Source organism: Candidatus Hydrogenedentota bacterium (assembly GCA_013359265.1).
Classification (GTDB): Bacteria; Hydrogenedentota; Hydrogenedentia; order Hydrogenedentales; family SLHB01; genus JABWCD01.
Map to the genome: position 1 here is coordinate 1 of JABWCD010000016.1, position 19,599 is coordinate 19,599.

Genomic DNA, 19,599 nt, shown 5'->3' on the forward strand with positions numbered 1-19,599 from the left:
TCCGTCTGCTGGGTCACCAAAACCTCCGTCCCTCGACTGAATCCAAGCATTATGTTTATCGGCAGTTTCCATAAATGCTTCACTCGGCTAAAGAATTACACATTTCCGAGTTCCGCGAACTATTTGTTTACTATGTGTTCCTCCTCTATGCCGTTCGGCTCGCTGCTCGTCCTGCGACTACGTCTAAATGAATCACTTTGGGGCGGTGCAAATCGAGTGTGCGATTACGAGTCGTCATGAACAGAGTTCCCCCTGAGATTATGAAGACTTGAGCGGTGCGCTTTCCGCGCGCGGTGAAAGGGGCGTGGACAATTTCCACGGGCGATCCCCCTGGCTAGGGTTGCGTTGCGCCATTGGCGCGCGGAATGAACGGTGCGTTTTCGGAGTAGCCGTCATGCCCTTTCGGGTAGTCAGAAGCCATGAAAATGCAATTTCAGATTTGAAATCTCGTATTTCAAAGCAACACGATCTGGATGTCTTAAGAACTTCTAGCAATAACGACGTCTTTGCGTTTACCCCGAAGGGGTTTCGGCGCGCAGCCCAGGGTTGGCCCGCCGAAGTCGCTTCGACGTAGGCGGGGCTACCCTGGGTACCAACCAGAATGTACCCTGAAGGGGTTTCGGCATTAATGTTAGAGGCTCTAAAGGTCTACTTTCGGAACAGGACGATTACGATTACGAGAAATCCGCACGCGATTATTTGCAGGGACGAGTAGATTGCGGGATCGATTGTGCGACTACGTAATTTACGTAATTGCCCCGGCGCCGCAGGTATTCCGTCCATTGCGATCGCAGCCGCGCGCTCGAGGGAGTCGGAATCGAAGTTGCGCAGGGGAAAACACTATGTTCCGTCACTACACGCGGTCGACGCGCCAGAGTGCCCACACTCCCAGGGCGGCAAGCACGGCGTTTGGCAGGAATCCGCGGACGAGGTAGTCTTCCAGGGGGTGGACGGACTTCGTTTCGAGAAGGATACGCATGAGGTAGTACCCGCCGAGCAGCAGGATGCCGATCGCGAAGCTGTAGGAACGCCCGCCCCGCCGCGCGCGCGCGGCCAGGGGCGCCGCGGCGAGGCTCACCGCGAGGCACGCGAACGGTAGCGTAACGCGGTTCGCAATCTCGGTGCGGATTTTGCGCAAATCTTCGGCATTGGGTTTCGACCGGTTGCTCTTGTAGCGCCGCTCCGTTTCTTTTTCGTCGGCGATCAGTTCCCGAATCGTCATTTCTTCGCGCCGCCCCGGCGCGGGGGCAAGCGGGTTCGCCGTCAACGGGACCATGACATTTTCGGAGAACTGTGTGGTCACGTCGTCACCGGGTTGCGGCTGTACCATGTGACACTTGGTGAGGACAAGTTGGGCGCGTTCGCCTGTGGGTTGGAACTCCGCCTTCTCGGCGTAGTAGATCGTGTCGCGCCCGGATTCCTGCTTGACGACGACGACGTCGCGCAGCGTCTTCGTCGCTGTATCGCGGTCTTTGAAATAGACGCGCACGCCCCCAAACTCGTTCATGACTCCGACCGGCAGCACGTCGAGTGTGATGCGTTGCGGCAATTCCGAATACAGCAGATCGTTGGCGCGGCCAATGGCGCGTGGCTGGACGCGGTCTTGGAGGAAGTAGGTCGCGACGCTTAGCAATGCACCGACGATGACGACCGGGGCGACGAGTCGTTTCACCGGGATGCCCGCCGCTTTCATCGCCGTGATTTCATTGTCCTGTGCGAGCCTGCCGAAGGCGAGCAGGATGCCCATCATGAACGCGATCGGGACCAGATACGCGACGAGCGTTGGGCTGTAGTACAGGATTAGGCGCGCGACGTCCCACGCGTCAATGAATTCGAGTTGGATCACCTGGCGGCGTTCGCGGAGCTCGTTTGCGACGCCGACGAACCCGATAATCAGCATGGCCAACACGGCCGGCACCGCGATCTCCGACAGACAATACCGGCTCAAACGATCGAAGACGACGCGAAATCCACGCGTGCCCGGCTCCGCCGAAGGCGAGGAAGTTAGCATAGTTGTGCCGCGGTGCGCCCCATACGTGTTTGCGCGATTATACGCGGGGCGCGCGGTACCGCACCACTTTTCCCGATCCGCGCGGCCGGCACCGGGCTAAAGTCCGCGGCGCATCCGCCGATAAGGAGTACGGCGTTATTAAGGGATGACGTAGGGGAAGGGCCGCTCACGGCCCGGAGGGCACCGCTATGGGTACCGGCGTATTGTCATCGGCGTTGAATCCGTCGTTATTCAACAAGCCGTTCACCGCGCACTTTCCGCTGTTCGGCCAAGGGCCGCTCTTCTCGAAGACCGGACCGCTCGACGCGGCTGCCAGCGGCGAGCAAGAAGACGCCGTCACTTCCGATCATTCGAATGCCATCGCCGATCAGTTCGAGGGCATTGTGTATCGATCGCAGGTCGAGCGGTTGTCGCTGAGCCTCGCGTATCACGAAGCCGCGGCGAAGCTGTCCAATGATGGCGAGCAGACAACGGCATCGGCCACCGCGAAGCAACTCACTTTCGAGTTCCTCGCGGAGTCCCGTACGGAGGAACTGGTCCGATTCAACTCCCGCACGGATGCCGTCGCGGACGGACTGTCCGGCGGGCAGCGCGCGCAGTACCTCGAGGCGAGCCGCCTTGTCGCGCAGCGGTTTTCGTTTTCGCTGACGATCTCCGGCGCCACGCTGAACAGCTTCGCCGGAGCGTCCGAAGAATTGCAGCAGGCGAACAGCGCGGACGGAATCAACGAACTGCTGAAACTCACCAACGAAGCGCTGACGGACAGTGACGATGTCTTGAACAAGATTTTCGACTTGCTCGACGCCTTCTTCAACAACAGTACCGACGACTTTCAGACCCGCTTCCAAGAGCTATACGAGGGCCTGACCGGCCTCGGTCTGGTCGGATCGCCGTCCGGCACGGCGAACGGGACCGCGCGGTTGCAGGCGACGAGCTTCTCGCTTCAACTCGAGTTCAGCTTCGAGTCGGTGGAATTCACACAGGTGCAGCAATCCGATCCGATTGTACTCGACCTTGACGGCGACGGGTTTGAGATCACACACCACAACGACGGCGCGCGGTTCGATATTCGCGGGAACGGCAAGGCGGCGGCTACTGCGTTCGTAAACGGCGGAGATGCATTTCTGGCCCTCGACCGCAATGGAAACGGCCTAATCGATAGCGGCCGCGAACTGTTCGGCGATCAGCACGGCGCGGCGAACGGCTTCGAGGAACTGCGCAAACTCGATTCAAACGGCGACGGCGTGATCGACGCGAACGACAAGGGCTTCGACAAGCTACTCGTCTTTCGCGACAACGGCAACGGCAAGACGGAACCCGGAGAATTGCAGTCACTCGCCGAGGCGGGGATTAGCCAGATCGATTTGCGATACGCGAACGTGGACGAACACGCCAGGGGCGGGAACAGACTTGCCCAACGCGCGTCCTTTAGCTACGCCGATGGCCGACGCGGCCACGCCGCCGACGCGTTGCTGAACTTTATCGCGTAGCGACACGGGAAACCGTTCCAACTCAAAACGTGACACGACCGCCTTTCGGGGTATAAGATGCGCCGGAAGGAGATCGGTCATGATTAAGCTTGATGTGATGGGCGTGAGCATGGACAGTCACCACCAGCCGGTGGTGCTGCTGCGCCACGAAGACCGCGTTCTCCCGATCGTAGTGGGCATGTTCGAGGCGGAGGCGATCCACGCCGGTCTCGTGAACAAAGACTATGGCCGTCCCATGACGCACGACCTCATCCGCAACCTGCTCGCCGGCCTGCGCGGCACGGTGCAGTCCGTCACCATCTATAAACTCGAAAACGAAACCTTCTACGCGCACGTCAACATCGAACAGAAATCGTCCGGCGGGCAAGTCGAGCAAGTGCTGCGCGTCGATTCGCGTCCGAGCGACGGCATCGCGATCGCCTGCAGGACCGACGCGCCAATTTACGCTACGCAAGTCGTCATGGACGCGGCGTCGCAGGACATCTCGATTCTTGGCGGTTCCGAAGAGAACGAAGAAGGCGAAGACCCTGAGTTCGATTCGTGAGCGCGGAAATTTCGTGAAGGGTTCCTGTAATGCGTGAGTTGCGCGTTGGACTTGTCGGTTGTGGCCAACACGCATTGATGTACCTCCTGCCCGCGCTCCACTATGCGCCCATCCAACTGGTGTCCGTTTGCGACACGAACGCGGAGCGGCGCCTCCGCGCGAAGCGCCAATTCGGCGCGGAAGCGGACTTCGAGGGGATCGGCGCAATGCTGCGCGGGCCGACGATCGACGCGGTGATTGCATGCGGTCCGCCGGATATGCATCGCGCGGCGGCGATCGCCGCGATGGACGCGGGCCTGAACGTGTTCGTCGAAAAGCCTCCCGCGAACGATCTGGCGGGGGCCATGCAGATTGCCGAGGCCTCGCGCGCGAACGGCCGCCATTGCATGGTCGGGTTCATGAAGCGTTTTGCGCTGCGCTACAGGCAGGCGCGCGAACTCGCGCAGCGGCGCGCGTTCGGCAAGACGACGCATGTGTCCATCAAGTACGCGCACTGGAACTGCCCCGACCTGCATTGGATGCTTGTGTATATGACGGTACACACGCTCGACTTGATGCGGTTCTTCGCGGGGGAACTCGCGCGCATGTCGATCGAGCGCGCGGAAACGGCGGGGCAATTCACGTTCACGGTGCAGGCGGTCTCCGCGTCCGGCACACTGGTTTCGCTCGTCACCAGCAGCCAGGAACCGCGCGTGAAAGAGCATGTCGAGATCACCGGTGAAGGAGAAGTCGTCGTCGTCCGAAACGTGATCGAACTCGAATACCACCGGCGCGTCAGCCCGACCAAGCTGTTCACGTCCGACTTGCACGACGTACAACTGCTGCGTCCCGACTTCGCGATACCGAACCCGGAACAAAACACCCTCTTTTTACAGGGCTACGCAGGAGAGATGCAGGAATTCGCGAGCGCCTGCATCGAAGAACGCGCACCATCGGTGACAATTGCGGATGGCGTGCAAGCCATGCGCCTCGCGCAACTCCTCGCGAGGAATACCACCGGCAGCTTTGACCTCATGGAGTAGGCGGCGGCGCGGGTGGGACCGGTGGCGGGGCCGTGTCGTGCGCGCCATCACCGTCCCCATTGCCGTTGAATTTGCGCGCGTCGATCAATCTCGAGGCGTAGTAATAGCCGAAGCTCACGATGAGCATGAGTATTGCCAAACCGATGAAGGCCAGTGGACGATAGATACCCTCGAGATTGCGCGCGTCGTAGAAGAGACGCGCAATGCCCAACAGGAACACGGCCAGCGCCGCGTAGCGGTAGAACCGCTGCCACGTGAGCAGCGCCGCTCCAAACAGCGCCATTCCCAGCACGCCCCAACTGATTGCCAGAAAGTTCGCGGAGAGGCTCGGCACGCGTTCAATCATGATTACGAGCAACAACGATGCTACGCCTACGCAGACGCCACACAACGGATCGACGAAGGGTTCGAGTTTCTTCGATTTCGATCCCGCAACCATTTGTTCGCATAGCGCCCAGAACACGGCGAGAGCGGCGAACGCGCACACCAGTGGAAGCGTACCCGGTCGGTCAACGGCGCGATACGATTCCGTGACGGCCGCAAACGAAACGAGGGCCCCGTTCAATGCAGCCAGTGCGATAGCGGTCCGCGAACGTGTGAGCGCCGCATATCCCGCGAACGCGAAGGACACCATCGCGAGCGCAAACGGCTCCCAGTCGGAATCGAAGTAGCCGAATCCCTCGATGGGCGCGCCGGCGCTCGCCGTGCCGAGCGACGCCACGTATCGAAACGCGATTGGCCAGCTCAACACCAACGCCGCCGATCCCCACGGGGACAACGCCGGTTCCCCGCCGCGCGCGAAGAACCGGTCTGCAAATACGCATGCGGCCGCCGCTGCCACGGCGCACAGGTGCCATTCGCCCGAGGCGACAGCTTTCCACTCGCTCAGCCATGACAAGGTGCTGAATGCGAGCAGCATGATCGCCGCAGTCGCCACGGCGCGCCGGTGCAACGCGACGACGAGCGCCGTCGCGGCCGCGCCCGCAATTGCCAGGTAAAGCGCGGCGCGCACGTTTGTGCCGGCGTGCGCGATGACGGACACGCCAAGCATAAGCGCCGACGCGCAATACAGGAGGTACGGCGCGGCGCGCATCTGGTGAAAAGCGAGGCCCTCGCGCTCGCCGGTAATGCGCCGATCGGCGAAGACCGCGGCCGCCACGATCGTTCCCACGGAGATCGCGATCAACCAGTGCGGCGTCTGGTCCTTGCCCGCCGTGGAAAGTATCGTGCCTGCCACGGTTGGCAGCAGCCCCAACATCGCGACGAGGCTGAACGGCCGCGATTGCAGTGCGCAGCCTGCGAGTGTCACGACCACCACAAACGCGGCGAACGACGCGACCCGGTGCGCGTCGTGCACCAGCATCGTCGCATACGCGTAGTACAAGATGCAGCCGCCCATCGCGTACACGAATGGGAATTGCAGGCCGCCGTACGGTTTCTTGCGGCCCTGCGTGCCGGGTCCCGCGACGAGATCGAGGTCCCAGAGCGAATCGATTGTGGATCGGGAGAACGGCAGCGTCTTGGGCGCGCGCACCGACCAGTCCGTGCGCTGATACAGTTGCGACGCCGCGAACAAGGCCGCCACGGCGAGTCCCGATTCCACAACGCGGCGCCAATACAGCGGATCGGCATACGGCACGGACCACGTGGTGAATACGATGAATAGTCCGTGTGCGATTGACAGTGCCGCGACGCCGAACGCCAGCACGCGCGTGACCACGAGCCCGGAGCGGCGCGACGAGTACAACAGCGCCACGCTCTCGACCGCCATCGACGCGGTAAGCGTGCCCTGTCCGTAGCGCACCGCCAGGAACAGCGTGAATGCGGATACCGCTTTCGTAAGATACGCGTTGTACAGCGGATCGGCCTTGCGCAGCCGCAAGTACCCCAGTCCAATCAGCGAAAGCACTACGGCGTACAACGCGAGAAAATCGTCCCGATACGCCTCATACATGTCCTCGTACCGCAATAGCGTCAGTGTGGCGAGGACGAAGAAGAAGACGGTGTTCGTGGTGACGAACATGGTCCGGAATTTGGTGGGAATCGTCGAGCGCCGCAGGTCTTCCCCGCAGAACAATTCGGCGAGCGCAAATGTCAGCATGTAGACCCACAGGAAACCGAACGAAAGCCGGAAGCTTGGAATCGGCGATGCGTCGAGGAAGTGCAGCGTCCATAGCGCATCGTTCAGGTAGCAGCCGACGAGGCCCACGACGGCGACGTAGTACCAGCGGTTGTACAGCAGGAAGAACGCGCTGCCGAAGCCGAGAATGGCAACGCCGGCGATCGAGTACTTCGCGAGATCGCCGGTCGTGAAGAACGCCAACCCCATCGTCAAATGGCCGAGCATCGTTACGAGCGTCGCCACGATTCTTGATTTGCGCACCTGCGCGACAATGCCCCATGCGACGACAACCGTCACGAGCAGGCCGATACCCGCGGATTCGCTCTCGATGACGCGCGCGGCGGAGATGTAGTGCGCGGCGAACGACACGAAGTAACTGACTCCAATCGCCGTGGCGTACAGTACGCGGGCGTATTGGAGATACTTCTTCTCGAGCCACCAGCCCACGCCGATCAACGCGATGGATACGGCATACCCAAAGCCGACGCGCATCAACGGCGTCGTGAGCGGACCGACGTAATACAAGGCCCACGCCACGCCGACCGCCAACACGACGCTTGCGACCCGCGGCATCCAATACTTCCATATCCGCTCCTCGACACTCGCTCGCGGCAGCGCGGTTTCCGCTTCGCGTTGGAATTCCTTCGCCTTCGGTTTTTCCGGGGCGGCCGTGAACGAAGGGCTTTCCGCCGCCGACACCTTGGATGGGGTTGGAATGACGATCGCGGCTTCTTTGGCCGGAGTCGTTGACGGAAGCGGAGGCAATGGCGGCGGTTGGGCCGCGGGGGCCTGCGGTTCGACGGGCGGTTCCGCGTGCGCGCGCGAGATGGATTCGAGTTTAATCTCGCGCTCGACTGCCGCGATGCGGTTCTTCAAACCCGCCGCGCGGTTCAACAGATCGTCGAGATCGCGCCGGAGCGCCTGCAATTCGTCGTCGTAGTGCATGAACGGCCCCGAATCCCCTTAGACCAACCCCAGTGGATCATACGGCAGCCGGAGATCATTCGCAACGAATGCGCGCGAAGTGGAAACACGCGGCGCGCCGCATTCACTATGGTGTGAACAATTCAGGAGGCCGAATGTCATCTGCCGCATACACGTATTCGCACCCGCGTCCCATACTTGCCGCCGACTCCGCCGTGTTTACGCTGCACGACGGGGCGTTGAGCGTTCTCCTGATCGAACGCGGGCAACCGCCGTTTATCGGCACGTGGGCTCTTCCGGGCGGCTGGGTGGAAGAAGAGGAACCCGTTGACGAGGCGGGCGCGCGCGAACTTCGTGAGGAGACCGGACTTTCCAACGTTGACCTGCGCCAGTTGTTCACCATCGGCGACCCGGGGCGCGACCCGCGCGGATGGTGCGCCACCGTTGTGTACGTGGCGCTGATTGATCACCGGGACCATCCCGTCCGCGCGGGCGATGACGCGGCGCACGCGGCGTGGTTTTCGCTCGATGAACTGCCACAACTTGCGTTCGATCACGATAAAGTGATGCGCGTCGCGGTCCAACGCCTGTGCACGCACTTCGCCAATCCCGGCGCTCGCCTTGTGTCCACCCCGGAGCGGTATACTGAAGACGAGCTCGACGCGCTCTGGCGCGATGCGGAGCGTTTTCTGCGGAGCCGCGCGGCGGGCGACGAGGGGTGACCGCGATGAATATCAATCCCACCGACGCGCTGATCGTGGTGGATGTTCAAAATGACTTCTGTCCCGGCGGGGCGCTCGCCGTCGCGGATGGCGACGGTGTCGTGGCGGGGATCAACAGGTTGTTGCCCTTGTTTTCCGTCACGGTGTTCACGCGCGATTGGCACCCCGCGAACCATTGCAGTTTCAGCGATCATCCGGAATACGTTGACAAGAGTTGGCCAGCGCATTGTGTCGCGAATACGCCGGGCGCCCGGTTCCATACCGATTTGACCTTGCCGGATGACGCGATGATCGTCAGCAAGGGCACCGATGCGTCGAAGGAAGCGTACAGCGGGTTCGACGGTACGGCGCTCGCTGAATCGCTTCGCGACGCAAACGTGGGCCGCGTGTTCGTGTGTGGTCTTGCTACGGATTACTGCGTCAAGGCGACGGCATTGGACGCGGTCCGCAACGGGTTTGAGACGTACGTCATCGACGATTTGTGCCGTGGCGTGGATATTCCACCGGGCACGGCGCGCGCCGCGATCGAGGCGATGATGTCAGCGGGTGCGCACGTTATAGTTTCCGGAGAAATCGCATGAATCCATCGCACCCGTGGCGCACGCGGGAGGGCCTCGCGCTGCTTACCGACTTCTACGAATTGACCATGATGGCCGGGTATCTGAAGGAGCATCGCGCGGAAGGCCGCGTCTGTTTCGAGTACTTTTTCCGGCATCTGCCGCCGAACGCGGGGTTCGGCGTCGCCGCGGGGCTGGGTCCGTTTCTCGATTACCTCGAACACCTTCGTTTTGCCGACGATGATATCGAATACCTGCGATCGCTCAAGATGTTCGACAGCGGTTTTCTCGATCATCTGCGCCAGTTCAAACCGGCGTGTACCGTCCGTGCCGTGCCCGAGGGCACGCTGGTCTTTCCGCACGAGCCGATCGTTCAAATCGAAGGCGCGATATTCGAGGCGCAACTCCTCGAAACGGCGCTGCTCAACATGCTCAATTTCCAGACGCTTATCGCCACAAAAGCGGCCCGCGTGTGCCTTGCGGCGGACGGCGACCCGGTCATGGAATTCGGACTGCGCCGCGCGCACGGTCCGGACGGCGGCCTCAGCGGGTCGCGCGCGGCGTATATCGGCGGTTGTTCGTCGACCTCCAACGTGCTCGCGGGGAAGATTTACGGCATTCCCGTTGCGGGCACGCACGCGCACAGTTGGGTGATGAGTTTTCCGAACGAGCTCGATGCGTTTCGCGCGTTCGCGCGGAACTATCCGGAGCGGTGCGTGCTGCTAGTCGACACCTACGATACGGTCGAGAGCGGCATTCCCAACGCGATTCAGACGTTCAAGGAAATGCGCGCGAACGGATCGAACGTGCGCCCGGCGATCCGGCTCGATTCCGGAGACCTCGCGCGCCTCAGCAAGATCGCCCATCGCATGATGCGCGAAGCCGGCTTCGAGGACCCGCTCATTGTCGGCTCGAACGATCTCGACGAAGACCTTATCGCCGATCTGAAGCGGCAGGGCGCGAAGATCAACGCGTGGGGCGTCGGCACGCACCTTATCACCGCAAGCGACAGCCCCGCGTTGAGCGGCGTGTACAAACTCGTCGCGATCGGCGACGGCGGCGCGTGGCAACCGCGCATCAAGATTTCCTCGAACATCTCGAAAGCGACAAACCCCGGGCGCAAGCAAATCGTCCGTTACTACGATCCGAACGATACGCCGCTCGGCGACGTGCTGTACGATATCGACGAAACCTATCCGCACGACGGACGCATCGATGGCCGCGACGCAACGCTCCCGCACCGCGAGACACGTCTGCGCAACACGGCCCGCGCCGAAGTGCTCTTCGATACCGTTTTCGAAAGTGGCAAGCGCACCAGGCCCCAACTGCCCATTCGCGATATTCGCGCGCGATACCTCGCCCAACGCGCCATGCTCCCCGACGAATACAAGCGTCTGCGCAATCCCGAAATCTACAAAGTCATGCTCTCGACCAAGATCGGCGAATTGAAGGAAGAGTTGTTGAAGAACCCGGATAACCAATGATTCCAGATGCATTGCTGTCCGTTGGTTTCTGGACGATGCTTGTTCCGAAAAGTCATACTATGAACGGACAAAGGTAGAAATATGACCGCATCAAGACATCGTTTGGCCGAACATTTTGGTCATGTTGCCAACGACATGACAGACGTTGCGGAGCGCTATCGCTTTAACCGGCTATGCCCGTATAACGGAGATTTGCCGAGTTGTACATGGCAAAAGGCAGTGAGCCCCCTAGGTATATGCAGCATGTACCACGGTGGCGAACCGGAAATCGTCTGTCCGAAACGCTTCAGGCAAGACTGGATTGTCGCTGTTGATGCTGCTTCGTTTTTCTTTCCGCCAGGCACAAAATGGAGTTCTCTGACAGAGGTAGCGTTGAGTGACCCAATAGGTAATTCAGCAGAAACTTTCGACTTAGTGTTGGTTGCGTATGACGGGTTTGGCGCAACTCTTGATTTTGGTGTATTGGAGATGCAAGAGGCATATCATACGCTGGTCTCCCGCGACGAGCTTTTACCGAAGCTCCCAAAAGCACCAATCTGTCCAGTACAAGATCAATTCTCCGAATCACGCAAGCGCCTGAACCAGCGACTGCTGACAAAAGGCGTAGTAGTGCATCGCTTGAAAAAGAAACTGGCTTTGGCTATCGACAAGCGATTCTTTAGCGCGCTACCGAATATGGCGAAAGTCCCCAAGGAGGGAGCGGATCTAGCTTGGTTGATCTATGAACTTATTCCTCAGAAGAAGGGCGGACATGTTTTTCGGTATCAGCAGAGAAAGGTCAGGGAGGTCTACACCCGCTTCGAACAAGTTCTATCGGTTCTAACTCAATAGATATCAAGACGTGACCAGTCGATGCCGGACTTACTGTGACTGCAATAGGAATTGAGAGCACAAATTGTTGAAAGTAACGAACAGAGCTCTGGTCTCTCCATGGACCGAGGCCTTTGACGAATTACTGAGTCAAGCGTCAAAGAATTTGTTAGTATGCTCCCCCTACATTGGTAAGGGGCCATGTAAGCGAATTCTTACGCTCCTTCGGGAAAGAAACCGCACGGGCATCTCGGTGCAGTTGCTCACCGATCTTTCACGCGAGAACATGTTGAGCGAAGCAACTGATGTAAAGTCCATCCTTGAACTATGTGGCGCGCTGCCAAACATGGATATACGCTTCTTGCCAAGAATTCATGCCAAGGTGTACGTGGCGGATGAACGTACTGCGATCGTAACTTCCGGAAACCTGACGGATAGCGGCCTAAGCCACAATTTTGAGTACGGAATTTATCTAACCGATAAGCGTTTGGTTCGGCGGATACGATGTGACTTAACGCAGTATCATTCACTTGGAACAGTCATCCAGCAATCACAGCTTAAGGTTTTCGATGAGATTGTAACTGAACTCAAGGGCATGCAGCAGAAAGCCGAAAAGAGCCTAAAATCACGGCTTCGTGAAGAATTTGAGGCGAAACTTCTGATGGCGGACGAGGAAATTCTCAGAGTAAGGGCAGAGGGATTGAGTGCACATGCGGCGTTTGCTGACACTATCGTCTACATCTTGAGGCGGGGACCCCGAAATACGAAGGGTATATACGCGGAAATGAAAGCAATTCATCCGGACTTGTGCGACGATACAATGAAGCTCGTGATCCGGGGTCAAGCGTGGCCTCAAGCGCAATGGCGCCACAGAGTACGGCATGCGCAGTTGTATCTTGCAAGGCAGGGAAGAATTGTTCGTAAAGACGATAAATGGCAACTTGTCTAATGTCGAAGCTCAATTATTGGATAAAACTCGTGAGGACTTGCCAATAGGGTGTAGAGTGAAGTGTTAGTCACAAAGTCGACTTCCAACGTGTCGTGCGTTTCGCAAAAAGGTTAAGAAGGAACACTCGCAGTGCGATTGGTGCGCATAGGTGTTGCGGCGGTTTCGGTGAAGGTGGGGGATTTTGCCGGGAACGCGGCGCGGCTAAAGGCGATTATCGCCGAGGCGAAGCGCCGGAAGGTGCACCTTCTGGTGACGCCGGAGCTATGCGTGTCGGGCTACAGTCTCGAAGACCGCGTGTGGTGGCCGGAGATTTCGAGGCGCAGTTGGGAATCGCTGCTCGATCTTGCGAAGGCGTGCAAAGGGATCACTGCATTTTTCGGGTTGCCCGTGCGCATCGACTCGCTCATGTACAACGCCGCCGCCCTCGTTCATGACGGGAAGCTGCGCGGCGTCATACTCAAGAAATATCTTCCGACCTACAGCATTTTTTACGAAGGGCGCAACTGGACCGCGTGGCGGCGCGGCGTCACCGAGGCGGGCGGAGTGCCCGCGGGCGACCTCGTGTTCGATCTACCGTTCGGCAAGGTGAGCGCGGAGATTTGCGAAGACCTCTGGTCGACGAATTCGCCGGCGCACGCACGCGCCCGTGCCGGCGCGGAAATCATCTGCAACGCCAGCGGCTCGCCGTTTACGCCGCTGAAAAACGAACACCGCCGCAAACTTATTCTTGGCGCGTCGAGCAGCCTCGCGTGCGTGTACGCGTACTCGAATATCCTCGGGCTCGATAACAGCCGCCTCGTGTTCGACGGCGGCGGCATCATCGCCACGCCGGAAGGCGTAGTCGCCGAGGGGCCGTTGTTGTCCAAGCAGTATTGGACACTCACCACCGGCATCGTCGATCTCGACGACATCGCGCGGCAGCGTTCGGAAAACACGACGTGGCGGCTGGACGCTACGGCGCCGGGTACGCGCGACGGCATCGAACTCGTCGACGCGTGCGACGGTACATTTATCCCCGCGTCGGTGAAGGACTACGCCGCGCAATTGCCCAAGAGTTTCTATGTGCCTGGCGCGTCGTGGACCGTGAACGATGCGACAAAGTATCTGGATGAACTGTTCGACGCGCTGGTTCTCGGTTTGCGCGATTACTTCGAGAAAGTCGGCGCGTTCGACAAGTTTCTGGTCGCCCTGTCCGGCGGACGCGATTCCGCGCTGTGTCTGCTTCTGGCCGTACACGCGGCGATGGCATTGCGCGAAGGTAAAGACAAGAAGACGCACTGGGACCGCGTCGAGACGGTGTACTTGCCCAACAAGGCGTACAGCAGCAAAGCGACGGAAGACGCGGCCCGCGCGCTCGCACACGAGTTGGGCGTGCCGTTCAAGGTCGTGTCCATCGAGGAGGAGTCGGGAATCGCACTCAAGAAAGCGGGCGAGATGGCCGGCAGCCCGAAGAAGGTTTCTGCACTCGCGAAACAGAACTTGCAGGCGCGGGTCCGCGGCAACATGATGCTGAACTGGGCGAACAGCGCGAACGCGTTGCTGTTGGTTACGTCCAACCTCAGCGAAGCCGCGGTCGGCTATACGACCACCGGCGGCGACAACCAGGGCGGATATTCGCCGATCGCCAACGTGCCGAAGACGCTGGTCTCGCGGCTCATCGAACACATTGCGCACAGGGACGGTATCAAGTCGATCCAGAAAATCCTCGATATCCCGCCGAGCGCCGAGCTCGCGCCCGATCAAAAAGACGAAGCGGACCTGATGCCCTACGTCGTGCTCGACGACTTGCTCTATCTTTTTGCGCGCAGGCGCATGTCGCTCACGGACTGCTGGCGCGTTCTCGTGCATCGCCACCCCGGCCACTCGGCCGATCAACTGAAACAATGGACCGCGCGGTTCGGGAAGCTCTTCGTTTACAGCCAGTGGAAACGCGAGCAACTGCCCGTGACGATGAAAGTGCTCGACCTCGATCTAGATCCGAAGACCGGCTTCCGCTTTCCCGTTACACAAAGTATCGACGACGAATTGCGCGATCTTGCGAGTGCAAAACTGGAACCGACGCGGCGCTGATACTGCCAAGCGCTATGGGGACCGATGACACGCAATATTGGAAGGGTCTTGTCCCTCATAGTTGCGGCGTCGTTTGTAGCCGCCGCTTACCGCTACTCCGGCGACGAGAACGCATTCAAATGGGCGATGTTCTATGTTCTCCCATTGGCGCTCATCTGGTTCCCCGACGAATTGGCGAATTTCACGGGCTCGCTTGGCGGCCAGCCCATCACCGAGAGTTCGCCGCCGGGTTGCGTGTACGCCGCCGGCTGGGTAATTCTCTTTCTTCCGGCAATCATGGGCGCTATTGTATGGGTGCGATCGTAGGAACGGGCCGGGGGGCAGCATGAATTCATCCGAGTATTCGACGAAACTTCGTGAACTTCCCCTGATTCGTTCACTATCCGCGAGTGCGATGTCGGGTGTCATCGATGCGCTTCTCGATGTGTCGCAACCGGCGACGTATTCGGATGGCGAGCCGCTTATAAAAGTGCGCGCACTCGGCGGCCGGGACGGTTACGTTTTACTCGCTGGCGAAGTGGCGGTGCATAAAGAAGGAACTCCGGATGTCGTCGTCAGCGCCCCGGCGCTGCTAGGTGAAATGCTGCAATTCAATCCCCGCGCGCAACGTACGGCCACGGTCAGCGCGCACGGACCTGCGACCGCCCTCAAGTTTGCGTGGGAGGAATTTTACGCCCGCCTTAAACAGCGTCTGCCGGCAGCCGAGCAGGACGCCGTACTGGAAGCCATAGAACGCAGCGTTTGGGAGCGGTTCGGCGACGACACCATCATCAAGCTTTCTCTGTTTGCCGGCCTGCCCGAACGGATCAGGCTGCGCGCGAGCCTGGTGCTGCAATCGGTGGTCGAGCGCCGCACGCTGTCCGATGGACAGGTGCTGTTTGAGCAGGACGACTTCTGCAGCGCGACCGGTTACATCGTCCTGCGAGGCGCGGTCCGCGTCGTCAAGACGAACTTCCCACCGCGAATCGTCTCGGCGCCGGGGATTCTTGGCGTGATGCTTCGTTTCGATCCCAATCTTCAGTGGTCCGCGGGCGCCACGGCGCAAGGTGAGGTGGAACTGTTCCGCTTTAACTGGCAAGACTACCTGGCGATATTGAAGCGCCGCCTCTCGGAACCGGAAATGGCGCAGTTTGCGGCGGCCATCGATTCAAACGCGCCGTCCCATTTCATTCACTAACGCGGATAGTTTACATGCCGGACAACACGCCACGTACTTTGTCGCTCGCCGTACTCCTCTCGGGCTCCGGATCGACCCTTCAAAACCTTATCGACCGCATCGCCGACGGTTCGCTCGACGCGCGCATCGCGTGCGTCATCGCGTCACGCGCGGACGCATTTGGCATGGAGCGCGCGCGCAACCACGGGATTCCCGCGATTCTCGTCGCGCGGAAGCAGTTCGAAACGGCGGAGGCGTTCAGCGACGCGGTGTGGGCCGAAATCCGCAAGCACGACGTGGACCTTGTTGTGATGGCCGGGTTCATGTGCCTGATCGCAATCCCGGACGATTTCGAGAACCGCGTGCTCAACGTTCACCCCGGGCTGATCCCTGCGTTCTGTGGCAAGGGCATGTACGGCCACCATGTTCACGAAGCCGTCATCGCGTACGGTGCGAAAGTCAGCGGGTGCACCGTACACTTCGCCAATGCGAAGTACGACGAGGGCCCCATCATCATGCAGGGAACGGTCCCGGTTCTCGACGACGATACCCCGGATTCCCTTGCCGAACGCGTGCAGGCGAAGGAACGCGAGCTTTATCCGCAGGCCATCCAACTCATTGCCGAGGGGCGAGTAACGGTGGAGGGCCGGCGCGTGCGCATTCGCGCCAGGTGATCATTGCGCCGGTCGGGCGGGTTCCGTCCGAAAAGGTCCGTCTTCCTGTGGAACGAGGGTCCTGTCCTCCAGGATCGGCAACTGCGCGCCGATAGTCTCATTCAGCACCACGCGGAAGACATTGACGAGGCTCAAATCGTCGCGCCATTCGCCGGCTGCCGCGGTATTTTCGGGGAAGCGGACCATCAGCAGGTTTCGGAACCTTTCCTCTGCCGGACCGGCCTGTCGCTCGAGCGCGGGAGGCGCGCCGCGCCCGGAGAGCACGATGATTAGCGCGGGCCGTTTCGACGACTCGATGATCTTTGTCGTTGTCTCGATCAAGCGTTCGTTCGTGTAGTGGATTTGTCCCAGATAGGACTCGCGGTACTCCGATTCGAGCCCGCGAAACCGTCGGTCTCCGCCCAACGACCCGGGGCCGTAGGGTTGCGCGCGGCCGCCGTCCCGCGTGAACAGGTACGGCGGTTCGGGAATCAGTAAGTTGGCGAAAACCAACCGCGGCGCCCCGTGGTCTTCCTTTGCCCGTCGCGCCATCTCATCAAACGCGTACAGAATGCGCGCGCGCCGGAACGAGTACCTCCAGTACGCGGGGTTCTGGTAGCGGACATAGTAATACGCCTGCATGATGCGTGATGCGAATGTGCGGTCCAACAACACCATCTCGAATTCGCCGATGGCGCCCTCGGGTTCGAGCCGCACCACGTCCGCGCGCCGCGGTTCGAGCGACTCGAGTCCCGGCGAAAACACTTCGATGCGGTAGCCGAGCGCACGCAGCGCATCGAAGACGCTGTTGTGGTGGTAGAATGCAAATACGTGGGCCATCGATGCATCGTTCCGCGCTGACTGATCCGGGATGAGGCGATCGAGGTAGTCCGCGTTCAACAGCGCCGTGAGGGAAAGCAGCGACTGCGGATAATTCGCCGTGCTCTTCTCCGCGAAGCGGAACCCCAGCGCCTTCATTTCCTGTTCGAACGGCAGGTTGTTGTACGCATATGCGGACCGCAACACGTCGGCGCGGGCGTAGCCGTCCAGCGCGATGAGATATATGTCGGGCAATTTGTCGCGAGAGAGGCCCGTCGCCGTCGCGGCGATCGGCAATTCAGGCGGCGTGACCGACGGTTGTACCGGACGGTTCACGGCAAGTACCGCGGTGTAGAGCACGAGCAGGACCGATGCGAACCAGTTTAAGGACCGCGTGGCCGCCTGGTAATCGCCGTGGTACTTCCATACGGCCCGGAACCCGAGCACGGTTGCGACCGTGTACCCGGTGATCAGCCACGCGGCCCGCCGGCCGAACACGGGCGCCAATGCAAACGTGGCCGCGGCCAGGCTCACAGCGATTAAGACGATGACGAAAACCAGCGCGCTGCGAAGCGCGGACTTGTCCGTGCGGTAGCGATACGCCGCGCCGCCGATTGCGGCGACCGCCACGACGGCCAGCACGAAGTAGAAGAACGATCGTGACGTGGACTCGTACATGGGTATGACGGCGCGGATCGCCTCCTCGAGCACCCCCCACACCACGATCATCGGAGCTATCAAGGCCGACGCAAGGAGCCCCCCGTGATAGCGGTCCCTGCGCAGCGCCGTGAACAGCAGCCATAACGCGATCGCGCCAACGAGCAGAATCGCCGCAGGCCGCGCGAGCGCGGACAATGGAAGAAGCCCCGCATTCCGATCATAGGCATAGGTACCCCACAGCGGGATGAGTGCGAGAAGCATGGGATGGAAAACGCGCACAGGGCGCAAATCCCTGAGCGCACGTTCACCCCTGCTCGTTTCAGTTGCCATGGCCCCTTCCGCATAAGGTTGGCGGAAGTGTTCCGCACGACACCTACGGCATCGTTTATACCATAATTCTCAAAATCCTCTCGCTATGCGCTCAAGGACGTACTCGTGAGCATTTCTCACCGCACCGAAGACGTTTGCTTTCACTGCGGCGTCGTGGCGCGGTGAGAAAAGCGGGATATCTTCGCGAAACCGACGCTGGATATGCGGGATTTCGGAACCAATAAACCCAATATATTGTGGTGCCGTTTCTCATCATACAGCATATTGATTTTTTCCGCGTTCGCTGATACTATGCCCGTTGCTCGACGCAACCCCTTGGCGGGGGTTCGTCGCTGGGGAAGCCAATGTTAGTTCTCGACCGCGCACCCATCCGTCCTCGATTTTGTGGGCCATTTTGTAAGTGTATAATTCGCAATTGGTTATGTTTTAGCTAAGCACCTTGGATACGTAGATGCAGTTTGTTGAACCAAAGGTTTTTCTTGTTGGCGAAACGGCGGTTGTCGAAGAAGGCCTGAGGGCCTACCTCGAGCACGTCGGCGCACCAAGCTGGACGACGGATGCTCCGTCGGGTTCGGAACGGCTTTGCGAGGTGTACGGACGCCTCTGTTACCGATCTTTCGAGCCGGGCTTGAACCCAAACGTCACGCGCGTGCGAAAGGGGAACGCGAATTACCTTGGCCACGTGCTCGAGGTCGGGCACGGCAGCGTCATCGAGCACGCCGTGTTGAACTTCATTTTCGCGGACGTAAGCCGCGTGTTCACGCACGAACTGGTGCGGCACCGCGCGGGTACGGCGATCTCGCAGGAATCGCTCCGGTTCGTTCGGCTCGACAAGTTGTCGGCGTATGTGCCCACGCACATTCGCGAGAGCGAACAGGGGATGGAGTTGTACGCGAGGACCATCGAACAGCTCGAAGAAGCGCAGCAGTCCCTCGCGAGGATATACGCGATTGACGACGAGAAGAAGTTTGACGTAAAGAAGAAACTCACCTCCGCGTTCCGCCGCATTGCGCCGGACGGCGTGGCGACTACGATCGGCTGGTCGTGCAACTTTCGCGCACTGCGCCACGTGATCGAGATGCGCACCGCGCCGGACGCCGAAGAGGAACTGCGGCTCGTGTTTGGCAAGGTGTACGAAACGGTGAAGGACCGCTATCCGAGCCTTATGGGTGATTACGAGGTCGAAATCGCCGACGGCCTGCCCTGGGTCAAAACGGCGCACAAGAAGGTATAAACGGAATTTTGTCTGCATAAATTGGGGTTGGTAGTAATACGC

The 19,599-nt window shown here is 60.1% G+C and carries 16 protein-coding genes; 13 read left to right on the forward strand and 3 right to left on the reverse strand.

The annotated features are described in order from the left end of the window. Positions 1 to 853: 853 nt before the first annotated feature. Positions 854 to 2,011: a YjgP/YjgQ family permease gene (locus HUU46_14705; GenBank protein NUM54894.1), complete on the reverse strand. Its 1,158-nt coding sequence runs from the start codon at positions 2,009 to 2,011 to the stop codon at positions 854 to 856. 188 nt (positions 2,012 to 2,199) lie between these two features. Between HUU46_14705 and HUU46_14710 the strand changes: the two genes are divergently transcribed. The 3 genes from HUU46_14710 (at position 2,200) to HUU46_14720 (ending at position 5,067) form a co-directional block, all read left to right on the forward strand. Continuing rightward, the gene (locus HUU46_14710; protein ID NUM54895.1) at positions 2,200 to 3,501 is read left to right on the forward strand and encodes a hypothetical protein; all 1,302 of its coding nucleotides are present in this window, start codon (positions 2,200 to 2,202) and stop codon (positions 3,499 to 3,501) included. Positions 3,502 to 3,580: 79 nt separating this feature from the next. Beyond that, positions 3,581 to 4,045, forward strand: coding sequence for a bifunctional nuclease family protein (locus HUU46_14715; protein NUM54896.1), 465 nt, complete (start codon positions 3,581 to 3,583; stop codon positions 4,043 to 4,045). Positions 4,046 to 4,074: 29 nt separating this feature from the next. Further along, the gene (locus HUU46_14720; GenBank protein ID NUM54897.1) at positions 4,075 to 5,067 is read left to right on the forward strand and encodes a Gfo/Idh/MocA family oxidoreductase; all 993 of its coding nucleotides are present in this window, start codon (positions 4,075 to 4,077) and stop codon (positions 5,065 to 5,067) included. On the opposite strand, the gene HUU46_14725 is transcribed toward HUU46_14720, so the two are convergent. After that, on the reverse strand, positions 5,057 to 8,134 hold the full coding sequence (locus HUU46_14725; protein ID NUM54898.1) for a DUF2339 domain-containing protein: 3,078 nt from the start codon (positions 8,132 to 8,134) through the stop codon (positions 5,057 to 5,059). The two genes, HUU46_14720 and HUU46_14725, sit on opposite strands and share 11 nt — an antisense overlap. Before the next feature lie 68 nt (positions 8,135 to 8,202). On the opposite strand from HUU46_14725, the gene HUU46_14730 reads away from it, so the two are divergent. The 9 genes from HUU46_14730 to HUU46_14770 all read left to right on the forward strand — a co-directional run bounded on the left by HUU46_14730 (position 8,203) and on the right by HUU46_14770 (position 16,535). Continuing rightward, the gene (locus tag HUU46_14730) at positions 8,203 to 8,835 is read left to right on the forward strand and encodes an NUDIX hydrolase (GenBank protein ID NUM54899.1); all 633 of its coding nucleotides are present in this window, start codon (positions 8,203 to 8,205) and stop codon (positions 8,833 to 8,835) included. Positions 8,836 to 8,840: 5 nt separating this feature from the next. Beyond that, a complete protein-coding gene (locus tag HUU46_14735) occupies positions 8,841 to 9,416 on the forward strand; it encodes a nicotinamidase (GenBank protein ID NUM54900.1) in 576 nt (191 codons plus the stop codon). Then, positions 9,413 to 10,876, forward strand: a complete 1,464-nt coding sequence (locus HUU46_14740; protein NUM54901.1) for a nicotinate phosphoribosyltransferase — start codon at positions 9,413 to 9,415, stop codon at positions 10,874 to 10,876. Before HUU46_14735 ends, HUU46_14740 begins: the two co-directional genes overlap by 4 nt. A gap of 81 nt (positions 10,877 to 10,957) precedes the next feature. Beyond that, positions 10,958 to 11,707: a hypothetical protein gene (locus tag HUU46_14745; GenBank protein ID NUM54902.1), complete on the forward strand. Its 750-nt coding sequence runs from the start codon at positions 10,958 to 10,960 to the stop codon at positions 11,705 to 11,707. 64 nt (positions 11,708 to 11,771) lie between these two features. Next, on the forward strand, positions 11,772 to 12,635 hold the full coding sequence (locus HUU46_14750; protein NUM54903.1) for an NgoFVII family restriction endonuclease: 864 nt from the start codon (positions 11,772 to 11,774) through the stop codon (positions 12,633 to 12,635). A gap of 129 nt (positions 12,636 to 12,764) precedes the next feature. Then, positions 12,765 to 14,705 (forward strand): NAD(+) synthase, encoded by a 1,941-nt coding sequence (nadE, locus tag HUU46_14755; GenBank protein NUM54904.1) that lies wholly within the window; start codon positions 12,765 to 12,767, stop codon positions 14,703 to 14,705. 48 nt (positions 14,706 to 14,753) lie between these two features. Further along, a complete protein-coding gene (locus HUU46_14760) occupies positions 14,754 to 15,011 on the forward strand; it encodes a hypothetical protein (protein NUM54905.1) in 258 nt (85 codons plus the stop codon). Between the two features lie 19 nt (positions 15,012 to 15,030). Further along, positions 15,031 to 15,882 carry a hypothetical protein gene (locus HUU46_14765; protein ID NUM54906.1) on the forward strand — a complete coding sequence of 284 codons (852 nt, stop codon included), beginning with the start codon at positions 15,031 to 15,033 and terminating at the stop codon, positions 15,880 to 15,882. A gap of 14 nt (positions 15,883 to 15,896) precedes the next feature. After that, complete coding sequence (locus HUU46_14770; GenBank protein ID NUM54907.1) at positions 15,897 to 16,535, forward strand: phosphoribosylglycinamide formyltransferase; 639 nt, start codon at positions 15,897 to 15,899, stop codon at positions 16,533 to 16,535. Here HUU46_14770 and HUU46_14775 read toward each other — a convergent pair whose 3' ends face one another. Next, the gene (locus HUU46_14775; protein ID NUM54908.1) at positions 16,536 to 18,323 is read right to left on the reverse strand and encodes a hypothetical protein; all 1,788 of its coding nucleotides are present in this window, start codon (positions 18,321 to 18,323) and stop codon (positions 16,536 to 16,538) included. A 451-nt stretch (positions 18,324 to 18,774) separates the two neighbouring features. Between HUU46_14775 and thyX the strand changes: the two genes are divergently transcribed. Continuing rightward, positions 18,775 to 19,557 carry an FAD-dependent thymidylate synthase gene (gene thyX / locus HUU46_14780; protein NUM54909.1) on the forward strand — a complete coding sequence of 261 codons (783 nt, stop codon included), beginning with the start codon at positions 18,775 to 18,777 and terminating at the stop codon, positions 19,555 to 19,557. Positions 19,558 to 19,599 lie beyond the last annotated feature (42 nt).

What these genes read in the sequence shown, in the direction of transcription:
- HUU46_14705 (NUM54894.1), bottom strand. Translation starts at nt 2,011, where the DNA reads ATGCTAACTTCCTCGCCTTCGGCGGAGCCGGGCACGCGTGGATTTCGC.
- HUU46_14710 (NUM54895.1), top strand. Translation starts at nt 2,200, where the DNA reads ATGGGTACCGGCGTATTGTCATCGGCGTTGAATCCGTCGTTATTCAAC.
- HUU46_14715 (NUM54896.1), top strand. Translation starts at nt 3,581, where the DNA reads ATGATTAAGCTTGATGTGATGGGCGTGAGCATGGACAGTCACCACCAG.
- HUU46_14720 (NUM54897.1), top strand. Translation starts at nt 4,075, where the DNA reads ATGCGTGAGTTGCGCGTTGGACTTGTCGGTTGTGGCCAACACGCATTG.
- HUU46_14725 (NUM54898.1), bottom strand. Translation starts at nt 8,134, where the DNA reads ATGCACTACGACGACGAATTGCAGGCGCTCCGGCGCGATCTCGACGAT.
- HUU46_14730 (NUM54899.1), top strand. Translation starts at nt 8,203, where the DNA reads ATGCGCGCGAAGTGGAAACACGCGGCGCGCCGCATTCACTATGGTGTG.
- HUU46_14735 (NUM54900.1), top strand. Translation starts at nt 8,841, where the DNA reads ATGAATATCAATCCCACCGACGCGCTGATCGTGGTGGATGTTCAAAAT.
- HUU46_14740 (NUM54901.1), top strand. Translation starts at nt 9,413, where the DNA reads ATGAATCCATCGCACCCGTGGCGCACGCGGGAGGGCCTCGCGCTGCTT.
- HUU46_14745 (NUM54902.1), top strand. Translation starts at nt 10,958, where the DNA reads ATGACCGCATCAAGACATCGTTTGGCCGAACATTTTGGTCATGTTGCC.
- HUU46_14765 (NUM54906.1), top strand. Translation starts at nt 15,031, where the DNA reads ATGAATTCATCCGAGTATTCGACGAAACTTCGTGAACTTCCCCTGATT.
- HUU46_14770 (NUM54907.1), top strand. Translation starts at nt 15,897, where the DNA reads ATGCCGGACAACACGCCACGTACTTTGTCGCTCGCCGTACTCCTCTCG.
- HUU46_14775 (NUM54908.1), bottom strand. Translation starts at nt 18,323, where the DNA reads ATGGCAACTGAAACGAGCAGGGGTGAACGTGCGCTCAGGGATTTGCGC.
- thyX (NUM54909.1), top strand. Translation starts at nt 18,775, where the DNA reads ATGCAGTTTGTTGAACCAAAGGTTTTTCTTGTTGGCGAAACGGCGGTT.